Here is a 19,700-nt window from a genome sequence, read left to right as displayed (position 1 = left end):
CTTATTATAATAGTGTTGAAAGTTTAAGCGTTGTAAAGTTTAGGTATTGAATAACTTTATTATTTTTACGCAGTAAACCAAGTGCATTTTATGAGCTCATCTTTTGATAAATACCAAAAACGTCGTTTAATCTCGTCATACTTTTCTGTTGTATTAAGTATAGCTTTGGTATTGTTCCTATTAGGTTTATTAGGGCTTTTAGTATTAAATGCTAAAAAAGTAGCCGATCATTTTAAAGAAAAAGTAACCGTAACTATTTTTTTAAAAGACACAGCCAAAGATGTTGAGACAAAGCAATTAGAGAAAAGTTTGGCTATGGCAGATTATGTAAAATCTACCGTTTTTGTTTCTAAAGATCAAGCTGCAGAGTTTATGAAAGCCGAAAGCGGTGAAGATTTTATGGATTTTTTAGGTAATAATCCTTTAAAAAATTCAATTGATGTGAATTTAAAGGCAGACTTTGTTACTTCAGAAAAACTTGAAAGTATAGCAGACCAAGCGCTATCTAAAAACTTTGTGGATGAAGTTAGTTATGATAATGATTTGGTGAATTTAATGAATGATAATGTAAAAAAGATTAGTTTTTGGGTCTTACTTATAAGTGCTCTTTTTACATTAATAGCTGTTTTATTAATTAACAGTTCTATTCGTTTAGCTGTATATTCAAAACGTTTCACTATAAAAACCATGCAAATGGTTGGGGCTACAAAGTATTTTATTAGAAAGCCTTTTGTATGGCGTAATATTAAACTGGGTATTATTGGTGCCATTTTAGCATTAATAGGCATGGCTATTGTTCTATATTTTATAGACAAAACATTTCCTGAATTAGCCTTATTAAATAAACCCGTTCTAATAATAGCTTTATTTGCTTTAATATTCGCATTAGGCATTTTTATTACTTGGATTTCAACGTTTATTGCTACACAACGTTTTTTAAATTTAAATACAGACAAACTGTATTATTAAAAATCACTTCAACTTTAACAGCTTTTAACGTTCACCTTAACAATATTTAGTAAAGTTTACGGTTATCTTTATATAACCAAACAAACCAATTTTATACTGACTATACCAATACATTTATTCATCTTTCAAACTTAAAACTATGAAACGAGTAACATTTGTATTTGTAGGCATTGTTATTATAGTAATATCAACATTATTATCTCAAAAACATTTTGAAGATACTTCTTCAAAGGTGGTAAAGACAGATATAACTAAACATGAATTAAAAAGTATTTATGATTAATACGCATTAAAGAAAACAGCTATTATATTACTATCTTTTTTCTTGCTTTTCATAGATTAACTAATAAAGGCCTTAAAATTGATAACCCAAAGCTAGACATTTGCGTAATTCAAACCGAAAAATCATTAAAACCTCTGAAGACACTGCAAAAGACATTGTATTTGACGATAGTCATGTTTATTATTATATGAATCGAGGTCTACAACCTAAGCTAAATTTAGATGCTACCACTAGCAAAAGTTTTAAATAAAACCGTTACTTTGCACTTACCAAAAGTATTGGGTAATTATGATACATCTGAACATATTGCTCAAATAGCTATTGGTTATGACATTATTTTTTCAGAATTTAAGTAAATAGATCGTGGGAGAACAAAAACGAAAAGAGGTAAATAATCAAAATAATAGTGATTTTATTTTTGGAAAACGAAACTATAAATTTATGTTTATAGGTTTAGCTTGTATTGTTATTGGCTTTATTTTAATGTCTGGTGGTGGCAGTGATGACCCTAATGTTTTTAACGAAGACATCTTCAGTTTTAGACGTATTCGTTTAGCACCAACATTAGTACTTATTGGTTTTGGGATTCAAATTTATGCCATACTTACTCGTTCTAAAGACTCGAACGACTCTAAGTAAGTTTCCTCTCTAATAAAATATAAGGCTTTTAGAAACACTTTTCTAAAAACTACAACCATATAGCTACAAACAATTCAATGGACATAATAGATTCAATTATTTTAGGTATTATTCAAGGGTTAACAGAATTTCTTCCCGTATCTTCAAGCGGACATTTAGAACTTGGTAAGGCTATTTTAGGTGACAATTCTATTCCCCAAGAAAGCCTTTTATTTACAGTAGTATTACATTTCGCAACTGCTTTAAGTACCATTGTAATATTTAGAAAAGATATTCTAGATATACTAAAAGGTTTATTTAAACCTGCGTTTAATGAAGATAGACAGTTTGCTGTTAAAATTATTATTTCTATGCTTCCAGCTGTTATTGTAGGCGTATTTTTTGAAGAACAGTTAGAGCAACTTTTTGGAGGAAACATTATGCTAGTTGGCTGTATGCTTCTAGTAACAGCTCTTCTTTTATTTTTAGCAGATAAAGCCAAAAACACTAATAAAAAAGTAAGTTTTAAAGACGCTTTTATAATTGGGATTTCTCAAGCTATAGCTATGCTTCCTGGCATTTCAAGAAGTGGTGCAACAATTTCTACTTCTGTACTTTTAGGTAATGATAAAACCAAAGCTGCTCGTTTTTCTTTTTTAATGGTTGTACCATTAATTATAGGAAAAATGGCAAAAGATATTTTAGGAGGCGATTTATCTTTTGAAAGTCAAAATTTAACAGCTTTAACAGCTGGATTTATTGCAGCATTTATTGCTGGGTTATTTGCTTGTACCTGGATGATTGCCTTAGTTAAAAAAAGTAAATTATCATACTTTGCAATTTACTGTGCTATTGTAGGTATTATTGCCATTGTTTTTTCAATTTTAAATTAAAAATGACTGCAGAAGAATTTCAAGCCGGACAAGTTCTATTAATAGATAAACCTTTAAACTGGACGTCTTTTCAAGCCGTTAATAAATTACGTTGGGAAATACGTCAGGCTTTCAATATTAAAAAAATAAAAGTAGGTCATGCTGGTACTTTAGACCCTTTAGCAACTGGATTATTAGTTATTTGCACTGGTAAAATGACTAAACAAATAAACATTTTTCAAGGGCAAATAAAAGAATATACAGGTACTATTGTATTAGGAGCTACAACACCTTCTTTTGATTTAGAAACTGAAATCAATGAAACCTTTTCTACAGAACACATTACTAATGATTTAATTCACGAGACTACTAAACAATTTATTGGTGAAATAGATCAATTTCCGCCTGTTTTTTCAGCAATTAAAAAAGAGGGTAAACGTTTATACGAATTTGCAAGAGCTGGAGAAGCTGTAGATATTAAATCGCGAAAGGTTACTATAGAAGCATTTGAAATCACTAATATTGATAGTAATACTGTTGACTTTAGAGTTGTATGTAGTAAAGGCACTTATATTCGTTCTCTAGCGAATGATTTTGGTAAAGCTTTAAAGTCTGGCGGGCATCTATCTGTATTACGTCGAACAAAAATTGGAGATTTTAATGTAGATGATGCACTTTCTATAGAAGCGTATATAGACACCCTAAAAGCTTAATAATTAGACCATATAATCCTTTTTTATATTTTATACGTATATTTGTATACTAATTAACCCAAACCTATTATTAACCTATACTTATTGGAACTTGAATAATTCACATAAGGCGTTAGCCATTACATTTTTAATTGTTGCTAGTATAGCGCTTTCTCTTGTTAATTTTGAGGTTGCGAAATATAATAACGCAGTTACTGAAACTCTTATTGATATTACTCCTGTTGAAGTTTTAAAACAAATAGAGGAAGAAAAGGAACAATTAGAACAAGAAGATGCTTCTAGCAAAACAAATAAGGCTTACAATGACACAAAACAATACAAGCATTTTGCTCAAGCATACAAAACTATTGCACCTCCAAAAGATTATGAAGATCCAAGATTAACCAAACGTCAAACAGAAACTTTTGAGATTAATAAAGCTTCAGAAAATGATATTAGTGATAGTAATACCATTCAAAATGATGAATTAACTTCGTTTGAAAGTGTTAATAGCATTTTAAATAAGCGCACAAATGCTTCACAAAAAAGTAGCTCTAATGACGCCTTAAATAAAAACAGTACTATTATATATTCTTTAAAAGGAAGAACAGATACTTTTTTACCGATTCCTATTTATTTGTGTGAAGCACGTGGTAAAATTGTAGTAAACATTACAGTAAATAATAACGGGAAAGTTACAAGTACTTCAATAAATTCTTCTTCAACTTCGTCTAACACATGTTTACAACAACATGCATTAGAGTATGCAAAAGAATCTCGCTTTAACAACTCTTCGAAAAAATCACAAATAGGAACTATTACTTTTTCATTTCAAGGAAAAAAATAGAATTTTATAACAAATTCATCAAATCGCTTATCGCGTTTTGTCCTTTATCTTTATTATACCAACCTTGTAAATCTTCTTTAAATTCTGGTGTTAGTTTACCGTGTTTAGCTTTATAGTCGTTTACCAATTTTGTAGCCTCACTAGGTCTAGGTCCAAAAGTATTTTTTACTTCTCCATTTTCATTATCAATCATTATTAACTTTGGGATAGATTTTCCTCCATTTGTTAAAAACTGATTCATCAAATCATCATTATCATCTCTTAAGACTACCTTAAAATCAATACCATCATTTAACGCTGCTATTTTGTTCATTACAGGCATTAAATGTGCTGCATCACCACACCAACTTTCTGTTAAAACCAACCATGTTTGATTTAGTTTAAGGTTCTTAACTTCCTCTTGTACAGCTTCTGAAATTTTTACTGTTTTATCCCAACGTTTCATACGCCTATCATTAAGCATGGTATAATTAGATAATGCTTCAGATTGGGTATCTCCGGTGGACAAATTTTTATCTGTTAACTCCTTAACTAAAGCTCTGTATTCTTGATAGCTAGAAGATTTTTCAATGCTATTATTTATAATATTTTGTAGGTCTGTTTTTTGTAGTGTATCCATAGTATAAATGTACTGTAAGTTTTTTATTTAAATTTACAGTCCTTAAATTAGTAGTAAATTATGGTAATCCTTACAATATGAAGCTTGTTAGACTTTTTAATAGAATACGATGGATTGCAAAAATTAGCTTTATAATTCTATTTTTTCTTGAAAGACAGTATTATTTTGAAGGTTTACCAACTGAAGACAGTAACATTATTAAATACTTTAAAATTGCTTTTTTAGTTATCTTCATCATTGCATCACTAGTTGAGAATAAATTAATTATTAAAGGAAAAAATAGAGAAATTGAAACACTAAAAAGGCAGTTAAATGAAAAAACATAAATGTGGTTGGTGCGTTGGAGATGATTTATACGAAGCATATCATGATAAAGAATGGGGAACACCAATTTATGATGATCATTCTTTATTCGAATTCTTAATTCTTGAAACTTTTCAAGCTGGATTAAGCTGGATTACTATTTTACGTAAACGAGAAAATTTTCGTGAAGCTTTTGATTTTTTTGATTATAAAAAAATCGCAAAATATGATGAGGATAAAAAAAACGAATTATTACAAAATGCAGGTATTATTAGAAATAAGCTGAAGGTAAACGCAACGATTACTAATGCTCAATCTTTTTTAAAAATCCAAGAAGAATTTGGGAGTTTTAGCAAATATATTTGGGCTTTTGTAGATGGCAAACCAATAAAAAACAAATTAAAAAACCACAAAGAAGCACCTGCAAACACGCCTTTAAGCAATACACTTAGTAAAGATTTAAAAAAACGTGGTTTTAAATTTGTTGGCAGTACAGTTGTTTATGCACTTATGCAAGCTACTGGTATGGTTAATGACCATGAAGTTGAATGCTTTAGGTATAATGAAGTTTAACTACTTATACCATTTCCCAAATGAATTTACTGTATTAAATATTTTAAAAACGCTTCCCTGGAAATATCTTTAGCACCTAGACTTTCTAAATGATTAGTGTAAACTTGACAATCTATTAATTTATAATCTGTGTTTTGAATAAAAGTGATAAAGGCTGCTTTACTAGCATTACTTTTTTTAGTAAACATACTTTCTCCACAAAAAACACCATTATTTAAATCAACGCCATATAATCCAGCTATTAAATCCCCATGTTCCCATACTTCAACAGATTTAGCATAACCTAATTCGTTAAGTTTACAATAGGCATCAATCATACTATCTGTAATCCAAGTCCCTGATTGTCCTTCTCTTTTCATTTTAGCACATTCTTCAATTACAGATTTAAAATCTTTATTTATAGTAACCTCATAATCACAATTCCTTAAAAATTGCTTCATACTTTTTGACACTTTTAAATCTTTTGGAAACAAAACAAATCTAGGATCTGGCGACCACCATAAAATGACTTCGTCTTCATTAAACCATGGAAAAATACCGCTTCTATAAGCCAATAATAATCGTTCTACAGACAAATCTCCACCTACAGCAAGTAAACCTTCATCATCTGCTTTAGACGTATCAGGAAAAATAATATGATGATCTAAATAATACATTAAAAAATAAATAACCCTAAAACATAAACAGCTATACCAACACACATTAAAATTAATGTATAAGGCAAAATTTCTTTTGCTTTTAATTTAGTAATCCCTAGTAAAGGTAATGCCCAGAATGGCTGCAACATATTAGTAATTTGATCTCCATATGCCAATGCCATAATAGCTTTTGGTAATGGCACACCTAATTTTAATGCCGACTCTATAATAATTGGTCCTTGTATAGCCCATTGTCCACCACCACTTGGCACAAAAATATTCACTAATCCAGCGCTAAAAAAAGTATAAATTGGTAATGTAGTCGCTGTAGCAATAGACGCAAAAAAATCTGAGATAGAAACTACCATACCGGTACTTTTCATAATCCCCATAATACCAAAATAAAGAGGAAATTGAATTAAAATCCCTGAAGTTCCTTTAATTGCTTCTTCTACAGCTTTTAAAAAATTATTAAAGTTCTTGTGCAAAACAATCGCCAAACCTAACATTAAAAAATTAAGCATGTTTGGTGTTATCTGTAAATTAAGAATATTATCCCAATACTGATAGCAAAAAGTAACAAGCAAAATTATACCAAAACAAGCACCAAACCAATTAGAAAAATCCAGCTTTTCTGCACCTTCTATAGATTGATCTTTTGAGCTATTAAATTGGTATTGTTCTAAATTAATTGTTGTTGGACTAGTTACTTTAGCTATTCTTGATAATACAAACGGTATGACTATTAGTAAAATTCCAAATAGCAATAAATTCCACCAACTAAAAACAGTTGCATTAAAATTAATACTCTCTGGTAAAACGGAAGTAGAAACACCTTGCATTAAACTTGATAAGTGTCCATTTTCTGCTACTTTTATTGGTGCAGAACCACTAATTCCTCCATGCCAAACCATTAATCCCACATAGCCTGCTGCTCCAACTAAAGGATAATTTAAGGCTATATCCTTTTCTTGAGCATATTCACCAACTTTTCTTGCTAAAATGGCTCCAAAAATAAGTCCAAGTCCCCAATTAATAAAAGCTGCCAACATTGTAGTTACACTAACTAAGACTACTGCACTTGTAGTTGATGTTACATTTTTAGATAAACTAGTTATAAGTTTATTAACTGGTCTACTAAGTACTAATACATGTCCTAAAACAAGTATTAACATCATTTGATACGCGAAAACCAATAAATTGTTATTCCAAATACCTTTTTCCCAATAACTTAAAATACTAAGTAAATGATTTTCATTTTCAGGTGTTTCTGTAAAGAAAAAAGCTAATACTATAGTCACTAAAGTGAGTAAAATAGCAATAGTAAAAGGAGAAGGCAAATACCTTTTAAAAACGGTCTCTATGGTTTTAGTAATATTCATGTCAAGTAAATTAACGCAATTCTATTAAACAAAAAAACGACATTATGAATATAATGTCGTTTGTAATTTTTGCAAGTTAAAATTTACTTAGAAAGGTAAATCGTCGTGCTCTTCTTCTTTTAAGTCTGTTGCTGGCTCAAATGCTGCAGCAGGCGGTACTTCTGGCATTCCAGCTGGAGCTCCAGTCTGAGCACCTTCAATTCTCCATCCTTGAATAGAGTTAAAATATTTAGTTTCTCCTTGTGGATTAACCCATTCTCTACCACGTAAGTTGATGTTCACTTTTACATCTTGACCTACTTGGTAATTGTTTAATAAATCACATTTATCTTGAACAAACTCCACTAATATATGCTGTGGATACTGCTCTTCAGTCGTTACAACTAATTCTCTTTTTCTAAACCCATTGCTCCCAAACGTTTGAGTTTCTCCAATTAATTTTACTTTACCTTGTACTTCCATTGTCTATAATAATTATTAATATTCGTCTAATTTATAATTGTATTGTTACGATAACAATACTTTCCATGCGCTTTCAACATCATTGTAACTAAGCAAATCTTGTGCCTTTTTGTGCTTTTCATCCTCAGTAAGCGCTATTATGTCATGTTTTTTAGCAAATGCTTTAATAGCATTTTCATTTGGCAGTTTTTCAACATTTCCTAAAAGTCCTAAATCGTTACCTGTAAGAATATTACTATTTCTAACTTCTTTTGGTAATGCATCTACTCCAAGACCCAGTGTTGACAAAGGTTTAGGTATTTCAAAAAAACCAGCTTTAGCTCTACTGTAATAGCTGCCACCAGCTCTAGACACTAAATCTAACTTTTCTTGATCAATGCTTCCACTTTCATTTAAAACAGCATCATTAATATGCAATTTTACAACTTCACATATAATTAAATTACCTGCACCACCTTCATTACCCAGCTTTACAATTTCATTGACTTTGCACTCAAACTGTACTGGTGATTCTGCAACGCGAAAAGGCTTTACTATATCACTTTTAAGCATTGTTAAACCTGCTTTTACAAACTCATTTACATTTTCTGCATACTCCGTACTACTCAATGACATTTGCTGTACTATATCGTAATTAACAACATTAATAACGACTTCTTTAGTACTTTCTGCATTCATTAAAGTATGCTTTATCGTATTATCTCTAACACGCCTCGCTGGTGAAAAAATCATTATTGGCGGGTTTGCACTAAAGACATTAAAAAAACTAAATGGAGACAGATTTGGATTACCATTAGCATCCACTGTACTAGCAAAAGCTATTGGCCTAGGTGCCACAGCACTAAGCAAATAACTGTGTAGTTTTGCTGTTGGTAAATCTTTAGGTTCAAAAGAGGTCATTTTTTTCTTTCTGTTTGCCACAAATGTAACCATTCTAACATTCAACTAAAAGTAGATTAATGTCCATATTATACAATATTATTAACAACTTTGCATTATATACTTTTTAAGTATCTTAACACAAAAATTAATAGATGTTTTTTACAAAACACAGACAACTAATACGCTGGATCATTATCATTGCGTCCTTTGCCATTATCTCTCTTATTTTATGGAACACTTATGTTTTCTTTCAAAAATTTAAGGATGAAGAGCGTGCAAAAATGGAAATTTGGTCATCGACACAAAGTGAATATTTAAAAATAATTGACAATACATCCATTTCGGAAAATGATAATGTAAACTATGATTTAGAATTAATCTTAAAGATTTTAGGAAGTAATACTACAACCCCAATGATTGTAGTTGACAATAAAGATTCTAAAATATTAAGTTCCAGTAATATATTAGAAACCACTAAAGATTCTGCTTATGTCGATAAAAATGCAGCTATTTTAATTAAACGCTTTAGTAAAGAGAATACTCCTTTACTAATAAAAAATGAAGATCAAACTCTATATTATGGTAATTCTCCACTATTAAATAAACTTAAATACTACCCTTTAGCTTTACTACTCATTATCTTTTTATTTGGGGCTGTTGTTTATTTCTTTTATCGAAGTTCTAAAATAGCAACACAAAATAAACTATGGTCTGGAATGGCAAAAGAAACAGCGCATCAAATAGGCACACCTTTATCTTCTTTAATAGGTTGGACTGAGATTTTAAAAACAGAAAACGTAAACCCAGAGTACATTCAAGAAATAGAAAAAGATATTGATCGTTTACAAACTATTACCGAGCGCTTTAGTAAAATTGGTTCATTGCCTACATTAGAAAAAACAGATATTGTTTTAGAAACAGAAACGAGTTATAATTATTTAAAATTACGCTCATCTAAATTAGTTAACTTTAGTATTGAAATGCCAGATGCACCAATTTATGTCAACCTTAATTCTCAGTTATATAGTTGGACAATAGAGAACTTAGTTAAAAATGCTATTGATGCTATGAAAGGGAAAGGTGATTTAAAACTAAAAATGACTCAAATAGAAAACATAGTAAAAGTTCAAATAATAGATACTGGAAAAGGCATTTCTAAAAATGAATTTAATACTATTTTTGAACCTGGATATACTAGCAAAAAAAGAGGTTGGGGATTAGGCTTATCTCTAGCAAAACGTATTGTAGAAGACTTTCATAATGGCAAAATTAAAGTTGCTGAGTCTGAAATTGGAAAAGGATCAACTATGCAAATCACTTTTAAAACAATTTAAGTTATGGCAAAACAATGGATAACAGTAAAAGAAGTTGCACTAAATAATAATTGCCCTGAATGTTTTAGTAAAGATGGCTTAGGACTAACCTATAAACAAGAATTTATTGATACTAAATTTTCAAAATCTATAACTCAAAATATTTCTACTGAAATGCATTGTAGCACATGCAATACTATAATCTATCCTGAACGCTGGACAGAAGATATTGAGCGTATCTATGAGTATCAAATGAAAGCCTTTACTCCTAAAAAGGTATCGAAAAAATTTAAGCCTTTGTTTTGGGTTATAATTGGGATTACTTTAGCTTTATTAATTACTGCAATAGCATTACTGATACTATTATAAGTTATTTTGAATTGCTTTAGCCAAATCCTCAAACTCCTCCTGTTTTAGAGACTCTTTTTTAATAAAACGAGCATCTTCCATAGTGCTCAAAGGAATTAAATGTACATGGACATGAGGCACCTCCAAACCAATAACAGAAACACCAATACGTTTACACTCTACAGTTTTTTCAAGAGCTATAGCTACTTTACGAGAAAACTGCATTAATTCGACGTATGTCTTTTCGTCTAAATCAAATAGTTTATTAACTTCCTGTTTTGGTATACACAATGTGTGTCCTTTAGCATTAGGATTCACATCTAAAAAAGCTAAAAACGCTTCAGTTTCTGCTACTTTGTAACATGGAATGTCTCCGTTTACTATTTTGGTGAATATTGATGCCATAATTTTAATGTTTCAGAATAAAAATAAAGATAAAAAAAGATTCCTGCTCTACTGATAATTAATTCAGATAAAACAGGAATTAGCTTGTATTATGTGTTTTCCACTATTGCAGAAATCAAAAAATCATCTACTTATCTCTATGATATCGAATTTCATGATACCACTTGGCACTTTTATTTCTGCTACATCACCAACAGCTTTACCTAACAACCCTTTACCTATTGGAGAGTTTACAGATATTTTACCAGATGCTAAATCTGCTTCTCCATCTGCAACCAAAGTATAGGTCATTTCCATACCATTAGTTTGATTTTTTATTTTAACTATAGACAATACTAGAATTTTAGATGTATCCATTTGCGACTCATCTATTACTCGAGCTCCAGCTAATTGATCTTCTATTTTAGAAATACGCATCTCCAACATTCCTTGCGCTTCTTTTGCGGCATCGTATTCTGCATTCTCACTTAAATCGCCTTTATCACGAGCATCTGCAATTGCTTTTGAAGCCTTGACACGCTCAACATCTTTTAATTGCTTAAGCTCCTCTCTTAATTTTTTTAAGCCTTCAGCAGTATAATATGATACTTTACTCATTGTTTTTTCGTTTACTTTTATAAAAAAGATTCCGAAAATAATTTCGGAATAAAAAAATCTCGTATACACGAGATTGTACTACAAATATACAAAATATTTAATTCGTAATTATCAAATGTTGTAAATTGCGAACCGAAAAAGAAAAAAACGAATGAAAAAAATAGCTTTATTACTATTGTTAATTATCACATTTACAAACTCATGTAAAAAAGATGATGATATCAACAACCAAAATAGGAACCCTAATATACCTAATGCTGTTTTTGATACCCAAAATCAAATAGACACTAATCTACCTCAATATAACAACTTACTAATACCTTCTCAACATGTTATTGTTACTGGTGCTAATATAGGCCATAATGGTATTGTTGTTTTTTATACTGGTTCTACATATTTAGCATGGGAATTAAGTGATCCTAATCACCAATTAAATAGTTGCTCAACTCTTACTGTTAATGGTATTATTGCTACCTGTAACTGTGATGATGATAATGCTTATGAAATTGTTAGTGGTCTACCACAAACAGGAACAACTGGTCAATTTACGTTAGTACCTTATCAAGTAGAAGTTAGTGGTACAGTAATACGTGTCTTTAATAATTAAAAAAGGCAGCTTAATAATAAGCTACCTTTTTTTAATTAACACTTTACTACCATTTCCCAAATGAATTTAAGAACTGGTATAACTCTTAGAATTTCAAGGTTGCACCAACTAAAAAGTTTCTTGTTGCTTGTGGGTAATATCCAGCACCTTCAATTGTAGTAGTTGTTCCTGGATTAGACCATGTATCATCAAAAGTAAAATAGTATCCATTAGACACATATTCTTCATCAAGAATGTTATTTACTAACCCTGATAATAAAATTGATTTAAAGATTTTATTCATTTTAATTTCATAAGTAATATTAAAATCATTAACAAAATAGCTTTCTAACTTAGACTTTTCAGAATCTGTATTACCCATAAATTGCTCTCCTACATATTTACTTAACAATGATAATTGTAAGTTTTCAATTGGCTTAAATATCACTGCGTTGCTAGCAACAACATCTGGAGAAAATGAAATATTAGTTTTACCAAGATTTACTAAATTTCCATCTCTAGAGACAATCGTTTCTTTGTTTTTATTTGAACTTAATGTAATGTTTGGCTGTATAGTTACCTTACCTAATTTTACTGCTCCTTCTAATTCTATTCCTAAACGCGAACTTTTTCCCGAATTATCTCGAACTGGCGCCCCAACATCATCAATAGCTCCTGTTAACACTAACTGCTCATTATACAACATATAGTAAGCGTTTGCATTAAACGTAAATGTTTGAGAAGTATGTCTCCATCCTAATTCAAAATCATTTAACTGTTCTGGTTTAATATCTGGATTACTTTCAAAATCACTTCTACTTGCCTCTCTATTTGCTCTCGCATAAGAGAAATAGAAATTGTTTTTATCATTTAAATTAAATGATAAACCTGCTTTTGGATTGAAAAAACTATAGGTCTTATCTATTGCAAAAGGAACTTGATCTGAAGTTAAACCACTAGTATCATAATTTACACTTCTCACTTGCAAATCACCATATAAACTTAACTTATCGTTTAATTGATAGGTTGCTTTAGCAAATGAACTAAAGTCATATTTATCACCATCACCTTCGTAATAACGATCTCTAATTTCACTATTACTTGCATATTGTGCCCAAATAACTTCTCCAAAATGATTTCCGTGATATGAGCTATATGATATACCTGCCGTTAAGTTTAATGCATCGTCTTTATAATTTACATTAGCATTTAACACATAAAAATTGTTGTCTAACCAACGTCTTCGAATAACATCTGTTGTATTTACTGTTTCACCTCCAATGGTAATATTATCAAATCCATAAGTTGCAAAATCTTCATCCTCTTTGTACTGCTCAAAATAGCCACGACCATATGTATAATTTAACCCTAAATTTGTAGACCAATTATTGTTATACTTTTCATTCCAATGTAATTGATAATGATCTTGTCTATAATTATCTACTTCATTATCATAAAAACGTGTATTACCATTTGCATCTGTATATTGTCCAGAAGGATTAAAAGTTCTATCATTTTCTAATGTAGTAGCATCAATACCATTCCATGCTTGATAAGTAACCTCATGCCCACCAAAAGTAAGTGCTTTAATTAAAGTATTATTATCTACATAACTTCCTTGCAAAAAATATGATTTTAAATCTGAAGTAGCTCTATCAATATAACCATCGGAGTTTATTTGAGATAAACGACCTGCAATTTCAAAATGATCATTCAATAAACCTGTACTATACTTTACAGTATGTTTTCTAGTATTATAACTACCAAAACTATTAGCAATTTCACCATTAGCTTTTTTCGATACTGCATCAGTAAGTACATTTAAACTTGCTCCAAAGGCACCAGAACCATTAGTTGATGTACCAACACCACGTTGCAATTGCAAACTCTCAACAGATGAAGTAAAATCGCCTAAGTTCACCCAAAATGTTCCTAAACTTTCTGCATCATTATAAGGTATTCCATTAATTGTAATGTTAGTAGATTGAGCATTTATACCACGCACACGAATACCTGTATAACCTACTCCAGCTCCTGCATCACTTGTAGTGACTACTGAAGGCAAATAATTTAATAAGATAGGAATATCTTGTCCTAAATTTCTTTTTTCTAATTCTTCTTTACTAACATTAGAATGTGTAATTGGAGAATCTGCATCTACGCGAAGCGATTTAATTAAAACTTCGTCAAGCGTTTCAACTTTTGTTGAATCTTGTTTAAGTTCTTGAGCAAAGGTTAATGCTGTAAATACAGCAAATACTAAAAATAAGAATGATTTTTTCATTCGAAATACATTTAAGTTACGAATAAAAAGAGGCCATTATTCTGTTAAAAATAATTAGTTTAAATTAATGAGATACTTCGACAAGCTCAGTATGACATTGCAACACAAAATTTGTGTTCAAAATCCCTAAACAGCATTACCTGTTCTAGGTTCATTGGGTATGATCTCAGCCGTTATTTTGGCACCCCTTTTTTGAGAACGCTGCAAATGTAGTTTAGTTTTTTGATTTTAGAATGACGATTTACATTTTTTTTAATCTAAATCTGGTTTTCTTCTATTGGTCTTTCTTAAAGAATGAATTCGTTTATTTTTAAGTCTTTTAACAACAACTGCTTTAGGAATTTTAGTAGGCACTCTTTTTTTTTGAGGTATTATAGCAGATTTTAAAAGTTGTATTATCCTAATGACAGCAAGATTTTTATTTCTATGCTGACTTCTACTTTCTCCACATTGTAATATTAACACTCCTTTTTTAGTAAGCCTGGAGTTCAATTTATTAAAAATTCGTTTTTTTTGCTCTTCATTTAAAACCAAAGATTCCAAAACATTGAAGGTTAGTTCTATTTTAGAAGAGACCTTATTTACATGCTGCCCACCACTACCAGAGCTTCTTACTGCCTTAAAATTAAACTCTTGTATAAGTAACTCTTCATTAAACATTATGACAATTGATGTGTTGCTTTTAACAAATCGTTTACCGTTTTTACAGGATTAAAAGTCACTAAAGGCACCTCAACAAATATAGTATTCCAATTTGCCATACTACCATTCCAAAGACCCGGTAATTCTAAAGCTTTTATTTTTTTTCCTGTTTTAGTTTTCATCGTTATAAAAGCCGTTTTATCATCTACAAATTTAGACAAATCATAGGTTTCTCCTTTATAATTTTTAATACCACAAACTAAATCTACAGGATTAAAATGCGTTGCATTTTTTAATATACTTTTTTGATGTTTATTTTTTTTATCTATTTGTGCAGATTCTACAATTTGTAGAGAAATACTATTACTTTCGTCTTTAACCCAAAAAGGTCCGCCTCCAGGTTCTCCTTCATTTTTAACCATTCCACAAACACGAATAGGTCTATTAAGTTTATTTTTTAAATATTCTCGTTGATATTTTAATGAGTATTTTTCAAACTCTTGAGAAATAATAACGTTTAATTTCGTTCTTAAAAACCTTGCTATTTCTAATAGTTCTTTTTCGCTAAGCGCTTCTTTTTCTAGTGCTTTTAAGTAATCAAATGCCTGATCTTGTGTCTCCAGCAATAAGCCTGCTAATATCTTTTTGTGCTTAGCAACTTCATTTTCATATTTAAAAACAACAACATTATCTATATTTTTTACAAAAACAATGTCTGCTTGAAAATCATTTAAATTAGATAATAATGCACCATGACCAGATGGTCTAAAATATAGACTCCCATCGTTATTAATACATGGTTCATTTTTTAAATTCACTGCAATGGTGTCTGTAACCTGTTTTTGATAAGAGAATGAAATTTGAAATTTAGTATTTGTTTTACGCTCAACTATATCTTGAATGCGCTCAAATTCTTTATCAAAAACATTTTTATAAACTTCAGAAATAGTGAAATGTATTTTTGCTACTCCATTAGATGCAACATATAAAGCTGCTTCAAATAAATGCTCTTCAAAAGCCGTAGCTATATGGTCTTTATATTTATGAAATGGCAATAATCCTTTTGGAGAAAAACCGTAGTTTAAACGATCCTCATTTAGCATAGTTTTTATAAACTCGATAGCCTTTTCATCTCTAGATAGGTCTTTAAAATTAGGAACATAATGTTCTGCTTCCTTTAAAACAATATCATAGAATGGAAATTTTTCTAAGCCAACGCCAAACAATGATAAGTCTGTTGCTTTATTCTTATTAATATATGAATTGATTGAGCCTTCTTCAGATTTATAATCTTCTAAAAATTCAAATAAGAATTTAAACATTCTTGTAGCAGCTCCTGAAGCAGGAACAAATTTAACAATGTCTAATTCTTCTTTCTTTACTTGATAATAGTTTAGATAGTGATCTTCTTCTTCTATTGAAAAATTAAAAATACCTTGATTAATTCCTGCAGCAGAATCTAAGTTTATAAATGGTAGTCCAGATTTAAAAATCTCAATTTGTTTCTCAACCTTTTCTTCGGTTAATCCTCTATCTTCTATTTGTTTTATTTGCGCTTTTGTAAAACTCAACTCTTATTTTTTACTAATTTATTAATATGTTCTACAGCTTTATTCAATCTTGTTTTCTTATCACCTTTTAGTATAACATAAGGAATATTATACTTTATTAAAGTGTCTTCAAAAGCTTTAAACATCTCTTCTCTATCTTGAGGTTTATCTCTTAAATCATCTGCTTCCCAAGGTGTATCAATATACGTTAAAAAGTATAAATCATATTTATTTTCTAATGCATATTTTTCTAATATTGGATCACAGGTTCCAGAATAATATACTTCAGAATATACTTTAGTTTCTAATAAGTTTGTATCGCAAATAAGAACAGTGTTTGTTTTTTGTGCAGATGTGTTTTCTAATAGCATTTGACCTTCTGCAATTGGTAACAAATCTTTAGGCTCGCATGTTTTACGTTCATTATTCCATTTTTCTTGAAGGTATTCACGAGCGTATTCTCTAACCCACACAGAATTATAATGGCGTGCCAAATGCCTAGATAAAGTTGTCTTCCCTGTTGATTCTGGACCAAACAATACTACTTTTATACAGTTTGCTGGTTCTTGTTTAAGCTTTTTTTCCATGCTAAATATCCAAATATTGCAATAATTGTAAATCCTAAATATTGAAAACTAGTAAATGTATACCCTTTATAAAAGTATAAAGGCACAGAAATAATATCACCAATTATCCAAAAAAGCCAATTTTCTATTTTACGTCTTGCCATTAACCACATACCAACAAAGAAAATACCTGTGGTAAAAGTATCTATATACGCCACCCAGCTTGTCCATTTATCAAATGACTTATAGACTGTAAAAACGAAAAGTAAAGTTAACAGAAATATTACTATGCTTATGTTTTTTTCTTTAGACGATGTTCTTGAAATTGGTGTAACATTAACTTGATCTACTTTACGAGTCCAAATATACCAACCATAAACACTCATAATAAAGTAATAAGCATTAATCATCATATCACCTAATAATCCCCATTTTAAAAGTAAATAAACAAAAATAACTGTGCTAATTATTCCTGTAGGGAACACCCAAATTTTATTTTGCTTAGAATACCAAACTGAAAGAAACCCAAAAATAATTGCAATAACTTCTAAAGCAACATCTAGGGTTTCATATTCAAAATATTGTTTAAATAAAAAATCAAAAATGTGGCTCATAATCACGTCTATCAGATTTTACAATTTTTATATATAGTAATCCTTTATCTACTAATTCAAAGGCTTCTTTTATTTCTGAAGTGAGCAAGCTCATCACTTTATCGTAATCACCATAAACCTGAGTGCTTAATGGGTTCTCGAGCACTTTTAAATTTGAAGCCCTTAGTTTTTTTATAAAATGAATGATGGCTGGTTCAAACTCATCTTGTAATGGTGTTAATGTTAATTCTACCGATATATCCATTATTTATTATTTTAGTTTATTAAAAAACGATTCGTCTTTTTCAAAGGCAGTTCCAATAACTACTAGATCTGCTCCCGCTTTATATGCATTATCCAATTGTGTTTTATTTCTTATGCCACCTCCAACTATGAGCGGTATAGATACTTCTTGTTTTACTGCTTTAATAATTTCTGAAGAAACCTCTTGCTTTGCACCACTACCAGCTTCAAGATATATCAATTTCATACCTAATAATTCAGCTGCTTTTGCAGTATCAACAATTTCACTTTTTATTGTTAAAGGACTAGTCTTTGTTACTTTTAGAGTTGCTGTTTCTTTACCGCCATCAATTAAAATATAGCCGGTTGGTATAACTTCTAAATTTGTTTTTCGTAGAGTAGATACAGATTTAACATGCTGGCCAATTAAATATTCTGGGTTTCTGCCAGAAACTAACGATAGAAATAGAATAGCATCTGCATCATTAGAAATTTGAGTAACATCGCCAGGAAATAAAACAATGGGTAAATTAGTTAGTGATCTTAAAGCAGTGAGTAAACGTTGAGTAACATCTGTTTCGACTGTACTTCCTCCAACAAAAATGTGAGTCGCTATAGAACTATTCACTTTATTTACAAATTGCGATAATGCTTCTGTTTTCAACTTATCAGGATCAATTAAAACCGCTAATAATTTAGTTTTACTTTCAACTGAAGTTTTAATATGTTTAAGGATGTTTCTCATTTAAGCTAAAGCATAAGCACAAGTAAAACCTTCAAATTCTATAAAGTGAATAGTAAAACGTTCTTTTTTGTTTTCATAATCAATCCATGATACCGTTTCTCCATCTTTTATCATAAAAGGTATTACTAAAATATTTTGCAAAAAACTTAAGCCAGGAGTAGCATATAACTTATATAACGATTCTTTAACACACCAAATAACAGTTAATTTATTTACATAGCTCTTATCATCATTAGATAAATAATTAAACTCGTAGTCAATAAACTTATTAGCAATTCTAGTTATTTTATCACGCTGTTTTTCAATATCAATACCAATCTTTTTATCACTAATAATAACACCAGAGAAAGTAAAGGAATGTGTTATAGAAATATGCTTGCCATCTTTTAAATGTGGTTTACCATTATTATCATAATATAAATCATGATCTGTATAACCAAACTCTGCTAATAAATGTCGAACACTCAAAAAGCCACGTTGGTGTAACTCGCTTTTCATTTTATTTACTCTACGACTACTTTCTTCTCTTAAGTTTAATGGCGAAAGTAAATCCTTATAGGATTCTTCAATCTTCCATATTTTAACAGTAGTTTGTGAGTTTACACTAATGGTTTTATAAAGAGGCATTTAATATTCTGAATGTTATTGATTATCTTTGCTGTCTGAAAATTTTACAGACAAATATACA

27 protein-coding genes and 1 riboswitch are annotated in these 19,700 nt (G+C 30.0%); of the genes, 12 read left to right on the top strand and 15 right to left on the bottom strand.

Going from position 1 to position 19,700, the window contains the following annotated elements; all coding sequences use genetic code 11:
- Positions 1-90 precede the first annotated feature (90 nt).
- The 7 genes from Q0997_RS15310 to Q0997_RS15280 all read left to right on the top strand — a co-directional run bounded on the left by Q0997_RS15310 (position 91) and on the right by Q0997_RS15280 (position 4,281).
- A complete protein-coding gene (locus Q0997_RS15310; RefSeq protein WP_299890350.1) occupies positions 91-969 on the top strand; it encodes a permease-like cell division protein FtsX in 879 nt (292 codons plus the stop codon).
- A gap of 139 nt (positions 970-1,108) precedes the next feature.
- Positions 1,109-1,252, top strand: a complete 144-nt coding sequence (locus Q0997_RS15305) for a hypothetical protein (RefSeq protein ID WP_299890348.1) — start codon at positions 1,109-1,111, stop codon at positions 1,250-1,252.
- Between the two features lie 221 nt (positions 1,253-1,473).
- A complete protein-coding gene (locus Q0997_RS15300; RefSeq protein WP_299890346.1) occupies positions 1,474-1,608 on the top strand; it encodes a hypothetical protein in 135 nt (44 codons plus the stop codon).
- A 7-nt stretch (positions 1,609-1,615) separates the two neighbouring features.
- A complete protein-coding gene (locus Q0997_RS15295; RefSeq protein WP_299890344.1) occupies positions 1,616-1,891 on the top strand; it encodes a DUF3098 domain-containing protein in 276 nt (91 codons plus the stop codon).
- Between the two features lie 77 nt (positions 1,892-1,968).
- Positions 1,969-2,763, top strand: a complete 795-nt coding sequence (locus Q0997_RS15290; RefSeq protein ID WP_299890342.1) for an undecaprenyl-diphosphate phosphatase — start codon at positions 1,969-1,971, stop codon at positions 2,761-2,763.
- 2 nt (positions 2,764-2,765) lie between these two features.
- Entirely contained in the window at positions 2,766-3,455 is a 690-nt protein-coding gene (gene truB / locus Q0997_RS15285; protein ID WP_299890340.1) for a tRNA pseudouridine(55) synthase TruB, read from the top strand.
- Between the two features lie 91 nt (positions 3,456-3,546).
- Positions 3,547-4,281 carry a TonB family protein gene (locus Q0997_RS15280; protein ID WP_299890339.1) on the top strand — a complete coding sequence of 245 codons (735 nt, stop codon included), beginning with the start codon at positions 3,547-3,549 and terminating at the stop codon, positions 4,279-4,281.
- Positions 4,282-4,285: 4 nt separating this feature from the next.
- Here the strand turns inward: Q0997_RS15280 and Q0997_RS15275 are convergent, their stop codons facing one another.
- Positions 4,286-4,900 (bottom strand): thioredoxin family protein, encoded by a 615-nt coding sequence (locus Q0997_RS15275; RefSeq protein ID WP_299890337.1) that lies wholly within the window; start codon positions 4,898-4,900, stop codon positions 4,286-4,288.
- Positions 4,901-4,977: 77 nt separating this feature from the next.
- Between Q0997_RS15275 and Q0997_RS15270 the strand changes: the two genes are divergently transcribed.
- Together Q0997_RS15270 and Q0997_RS15265 are read left to right on the top strand one after the other, a co-directional pair.
- Positions 4,978-5,226 carry a hypothetical protein gene (locus Q0997_RS15270; protein ID WP_299890335.1) on the top strand — a complete coding sequence of 83 codons (249 nt, stop codon included), beginning with the start codon at positions 4,978-4,980 and terminating at the stop codon, positions 5,224-5,226.
- Positions 5,213-5,776, top strand: coding sequence for a DNA-3-methyladenine glycosylase I (locus tag Q0997_RS15265; RefSeq protein WP_299890333.1), 564 nt, complete (start codon positions 5,213-5,215; stop codon positions 5,774-5,776). The genes Q0997_RS15270 and Q0997_RS15265 overlap by 14 nt, the downstream gene beginning before the upstream one ends.
- Before the next feature lie 26 nt (positions 5,777-5,802).
- Here the strand turns inward: Q0997_RS15265 and aat are convergent, their stop codons facing one another.
- From aat to Q0997_RS15245, 4 genes are all read right to left on the bottom strand, one after another.
- Positions 5,803-6,432, bottom strand: coding sequence for a leucyl/phenylalanyl-tRNA--protein transferase (aat, locus tag Q0997_RS15260; protein WP_299890331.1), 630 nt, complete (start codon positions 6,430-6,432; stop codon positions 5,803-5,805).
- Positions 6,432-7,796, bottom strand: a complete 1,365-nt coding sequence (locus Q0997_RS15255; RefSeq protein WP_299890330.1) for a TIGR00366 family protein — start codon at positions 7,794-7,796, stop codon at positions 6,432-6,434. The genes aat and Q0997_RS15255 overlap by 1 nt, the downstream gene beginning before the upstream one ends.
- An 87-nt stretch (positions 7,797-7,883) precedes the next feature.
- Entirely contained in the window at positions 7,884-8,258 is a 375-nt protein-coding gene (locus Q0997_RS15250; protein WP_299890328.1) for a DUF3127 domain-containing protein, read from the bottom strand.
- A gap of 45 nt (positions 8,259-8,303) precedes the next feature.
- Positions 8,304-9,158: a flavin reductase family protein gene (locus Q0997_RS15245; protein ID WP_299890326.1), complete on the bottom strand. Its 855-nt coding sequence runs from the start codon at positions 9,156-9,158 to the stop codon at positions 8,304-8,306.
- A 134-nt stretch (positions 9,159-9,292) separates the two neighbouring features.
- Between Q0997_RS15245 and Q0997_RS15240 the strand changes: the two genes are divergently transcribed.
- Positions 9,293-10,474 carry a HAMP domain-containing sensor histidine kinase gene (locus Q0997_RS15240; protein ID WP_299890325.1) on the top strand — a complete coding sequence of 394 codons (1,182 nt, stop codon included), beginning with the start codon at positions 9,293-9,295 and terminating at the stop codon, positions 10,472-10,474.
- 3 nt (positions 10,475-10,477) lie between these two features.
- Entirely contained in the window at positions 10,478-10,822 is a 345-nt protein-coding gene (locus tag Q0997_RS15235; RefSeq protein WP_299890323.1) for a hypothetical protein, read from the top strand.
- On the opposite strand, the gene Q0997_RS15230 is transcribed toward Q0997_RS15235, so the two are convergent.
- Complete coding sequence (locus Q0997_RS15230) at positions 10,817-11,206, bottom strand: HIT family protein (protein WP_299890321.1); 390 nt, start codon at positions 11,204-11,206, stop codon at positions 10,817-10,819. The genes Q0997_RS15235 and Q0997_RS15230 overlap by 6 nt on opposite strands.
- 123 nt (positions 11,207-11,329) lie before the next feature.
- A complete protein-coding gene (gene greA, locus Q0997_RS15225; RefSeq protein ID WP_299890319.1) occupies positions 11,330-11,803 on the bottom strand; it encodes a transcription elongation factor GreA in 474 nt (157 codons plus the stop codon).
- A gap of 151 nt (positions 11,804-11,954) precedes the next feature.
- Between greA and Q0997_RS15220 the strand changes: the two genes are divergently transcribed.
- Positions 11,955-12,410: a hypothetical protein gene (locus Q0997_RS15220; protein WP_299890318.1), complete on the top strand. Its 456-nt coding sequence runs from the start codon at positions 11,955-11,957 to the stop codon at positions 12,408-12,410.
- 85 nt (positions 12,411-12,495) lie between these two features.
- On the opposite strand, the gene Q0997_RS15215 is transcribed toward Q0997_RS15220, so the two are convergent.
- The 8 genes from Q0997_RS15215 to Q0997_RS15180 all read right to left on the bottom strand — a co-directional run bounded on the left by Q0997_RS15215 (position 12,496) and on the right by Q0997_RS15180 (position 19,639).
- Complete coding sequence (locus Q0997_RS15215) at positions 12,496-14,673, bottom strand: TonB-dependent receptor (RefSeq protein ID WP_299890316.1); 2,178 nt, start codon at positions 14,671-14,673, stop codon at positions 12,496-12,498.
- Between the two features lie 106 nt (positions 14,674-14,779).
- A riboswitch (TPP riboswitch) is annotated at positions 14,780-14,872 on the bottom strand.
- 53 nt (positions 14,873-14,925) lie between these two features.
- A complete protein-coding gene (arfB, locus tag Q0997_RS15210) occupies positions 14,926-15,333 on the bottom strand; it encodes an alternative ribosome rescue aminoacyl-tRNA hydrolase ArfB (protein ID WP_299890314.1) in 408 nt (135 codons plus the stop codon).
- Positions 15,333-16,886 (bottom strand): DUF4301 family protein, encoded by a 1,554-nt coding sequence (locus Q0997_RS15205; RefSeq protein ID WP_299890312.1) that lies wholly within the window; start codon positions 16,884-16,886, stop codon positions 15,333-15,335. Before Q0997_RS15205 ends, arfB begins: the two co-directional genes overlap by 1 nt.
- Positions 16,883-17,452: an ATP-binding protein gene (locus tag Q0997_RS15200; protein ID WP_299890310.1), complete on the bottom strand. Its 570-nt coding sequence runs from the start codon at positions 17,450-17,452 to the stop codon at positions 16,883-16,885. The genes Q0997_RS15205 and Q0997_RS15200 overlap by 4 nt, the downstream gene beginning before the upstream one ends.
- Positions 17,413-18,045, bottom strand: a complete 633-nt coding sequence (pnuC, locus tag Q0997_RS15195) for a nicotinamide riboside transporter PnuC (protein WP_299890308.1) — start codon at positions 18,043-18,045, stop codon at positions 17,413-17,415. The genes Q0997_RS15200 and pnuC overlap by 40 nt, the downstream gene beginning before the upstream one ends.
- A complete protein-coding gene (locus Q0997_RS15190) occupies positions 18,029-18,289 on the bottom strand; it encodes a thiamine-binding protein (RefSeq protein WP_299890306.1) in 261 nt (86 codons plus the stop codon). Before Q0997_RS15190 ends, pnuC begins: the two co-directional genes overlap by 17 nt.
- Before the next feature lie 6 nt (positions 18,290-18,295).
- Positions 18,296-19,012 carry a geranylgeranylglyceryl/heptaprenylglyceryl phosphate synthase gene (locus Q0997_RS15185; protein ID WP_299890305.1) on the bottom strand — a complete coding sequence of 239 codons (717 nt, stop codon included), beginning with the start codon at positions 19,010-19,012 and terminating at the stop codon, positions 18,296-18,298.
- On the bottom strand, positions 19,013-19,639 hold the full coding sequence (locus Q0997_RS15180) for a 4'-phosphopantetheinyl transferase superfamily protein (protein ID WP_299890303.1): 627 nt from the start codon (positions 19,637-19,639) through the stop codon (positions 19,013-19,015). It lies immediately after the preceding gene.
- Positions 19,640-19,700 lie beyond the last annotated feature (61 nt).

The sequence above is a fragment of the uncultured Lacinutrix sp. genome, from assembly GCF_947500325.1.
Classification (GTDB): Bacteria; Bacteroidota; Bacteroidia; order Flavobacteriales; family Flavobacteriaceae; genus Lacinutrix.
This window is presented reverse-complemented; position numbering and strand designations above follow the sequence as displayed.

What these genes read in the sequence shown, in the direction of transcription:
- Q0997_RS15215 (WP_299890316.1), bottom strand. Translation starts at nt 14,673, where the DNA reads ATGAAAAAATCATTCTTATTTTTAGTATTTGCTGTATTTACAGCATTA.
- Q0997_RS15185 (WP_299890305.1), bottom strand. Translation starts at nt 19,012, where the DNA reads ATGAGAAACATCCTTAAACATATTAAAACTTCAGTTGAAAGTAAAACT.
- Q0997_RS15245 (WP_299890326.1), bottom strand. Translation starts at nt 9,158, where the DNA reads ATGACCTCTTTTGAACCTAAAGATTTACCAACAGCAAAACTACACAGT.
- Q0997_RS15255 (WP_299890330.1), bottom strand. Translation starts at nt 7,796, where the DNA reads ATGAATATTACTAAAACCATAGAGACCGTTTTTAAAAGGTATTTGCCT.
- aat (WP_299890331.1), bottom strand. Translation starts at nt 6,432, where the DNA reads ATGTATTATTTAGATCATCATATTATTTTTCCTGATACGTCTAAAGCA.
- Q0997_RS15235 (WP_299890323.1), top strand. Translation starts at nt 10,478, where the DNA reads ATGGCAAAACAATGGATAACAGTAAAAGAAGTTGCACTAAATAATAAT.
- greA (WP_299890319.1), bottom strand. Translation starts at nt 11,803, where the DNA reads ATGAGTAAAGTATCATATTATACTGCTGAAGGCTTAAAAAAATTAAGA.
- Q0997_RS15240 (WP_299890325.1), top strand. Translation starts at nt 9,293, where the DNA reads ATGTTTTTTACAAAACACAGACAACTAATACGCTGGATCATTATCATT.
- Q0997_RS15250 (WP_299890328.1), bottom strand. Translation starts at nt 8,258, where the DNA reads ATGGAAGTACAAGGTAAAGTAAAATTAATTGGAGAAACTCAAACGTTT.
- Q0997_RS15290 (WP_299890342.1), top strand. Translation starts at nt 1,969, where the DNA reads ATGGACATAATAGATTCAATTATTTTAGGTATTATTCAAGGGTTAACA.
- Q0997_RS15265 (WP_299890333.1), top strand. Translation starts at nt 5,213, where the DNA reads ATGAAAAAACATAAATGTGGTTGGTGCGTTGGAGATGATTTATACGAA.
- Q0997_RS15200 (WP_299890310.1), bottom strand. Translation starts at nt 17,452, where the DNA reads ATGGAAAAAAAGCTTAAACAAGAACCAGCAAACTGTATAAAAGTAGTA.
- arfB (WP_299890314.1), bottom strand. Translation starts at nt 15,333, where the DNA reads ATGTTTAATGAAGAGTTACTTATACAAGAGTTTAATTTTAAGGCAGTA.
- Q0997_RS15180 (WP_299890303.1), bottom strand. Translation starts at nt 19,639, where the DNA reads ATGCCTCTTTATAAAACCATTAGTGTAAACTCACAAACTACTGTTAAA.
- Q0997_RS15230 (WP_299890321.1), bottom strand. Translation starts at nt 11,206, where the DNA reads ATGGCATCAATATTCACCAAAATAGTAAACGGAGACATTCCATGTTAC.
- Q0997_RS15275 (WP_299890337.1), bottom strand. Translation starts at nt 4,900, where the DNA reads ATGGATACACTACAAAAAACAGACCTACAAAATATTATAAATAATAGC.
- pnuC (WP_299890308.1), bottom strand. Translation starts at nt 18,045, where the DNA reads ATGAGCCACATTTTTGATTTTTTATTTAAACAATATTTTGAATATGAA.
- Q0997_RS15220 (WP_299890318.1), top strand. Translation starts at nt 11,955, where the DNA reads ATGAAAAAAATAGCTTTATTACTATTGTTAATTATCACATTTACAAAC.
- Q0997_RS15190 (WP_299890306.1), bottom strand. Translation starts at nt 18,289, where the DNA reads ATGGATATATCGGTAGAATTAACATTAACACCATTACAAGATGAGTTT.
- Q0997_RS15300 (WP_299890346.1), top strand. Translation starts at nt 1,474, where the DNA reads ATGCTACCACTAGCAAAAGTTTTAAATAAAACCGTTACTTTGCACTTA.
- Q0997_RS15270 (WP_299890335.1), top strand. Translation starts at nt 4,978, where the DNA reads ATGAAGCTTGTTAGACTTTTTAATAGAATACGATGGATTGCAAAAATT.
- Q0997_RS15310 (WP_299890350.1), top strand. Translation starts at nt 91, where the DNA reads ATGAGCTCATCTTTTGATAAATACCAAAAACGTCGTTTAATCTCGTCA.
- truB (WP_299890340.1), top strand. Translation starts at nt 2,766, where the DNA reads ATGACTGCAGAAGAATTTCAAGCCGGACAAGTTCTATTAATAGATAAA.
- Q0997_RS15305 (WP_299890348.1), top strand. Translation starts at nt 1,109, where the DNA reads ATGAAACGAGTAACATTTGTATTTGTAGGCATTGTTATTATAGTAATA.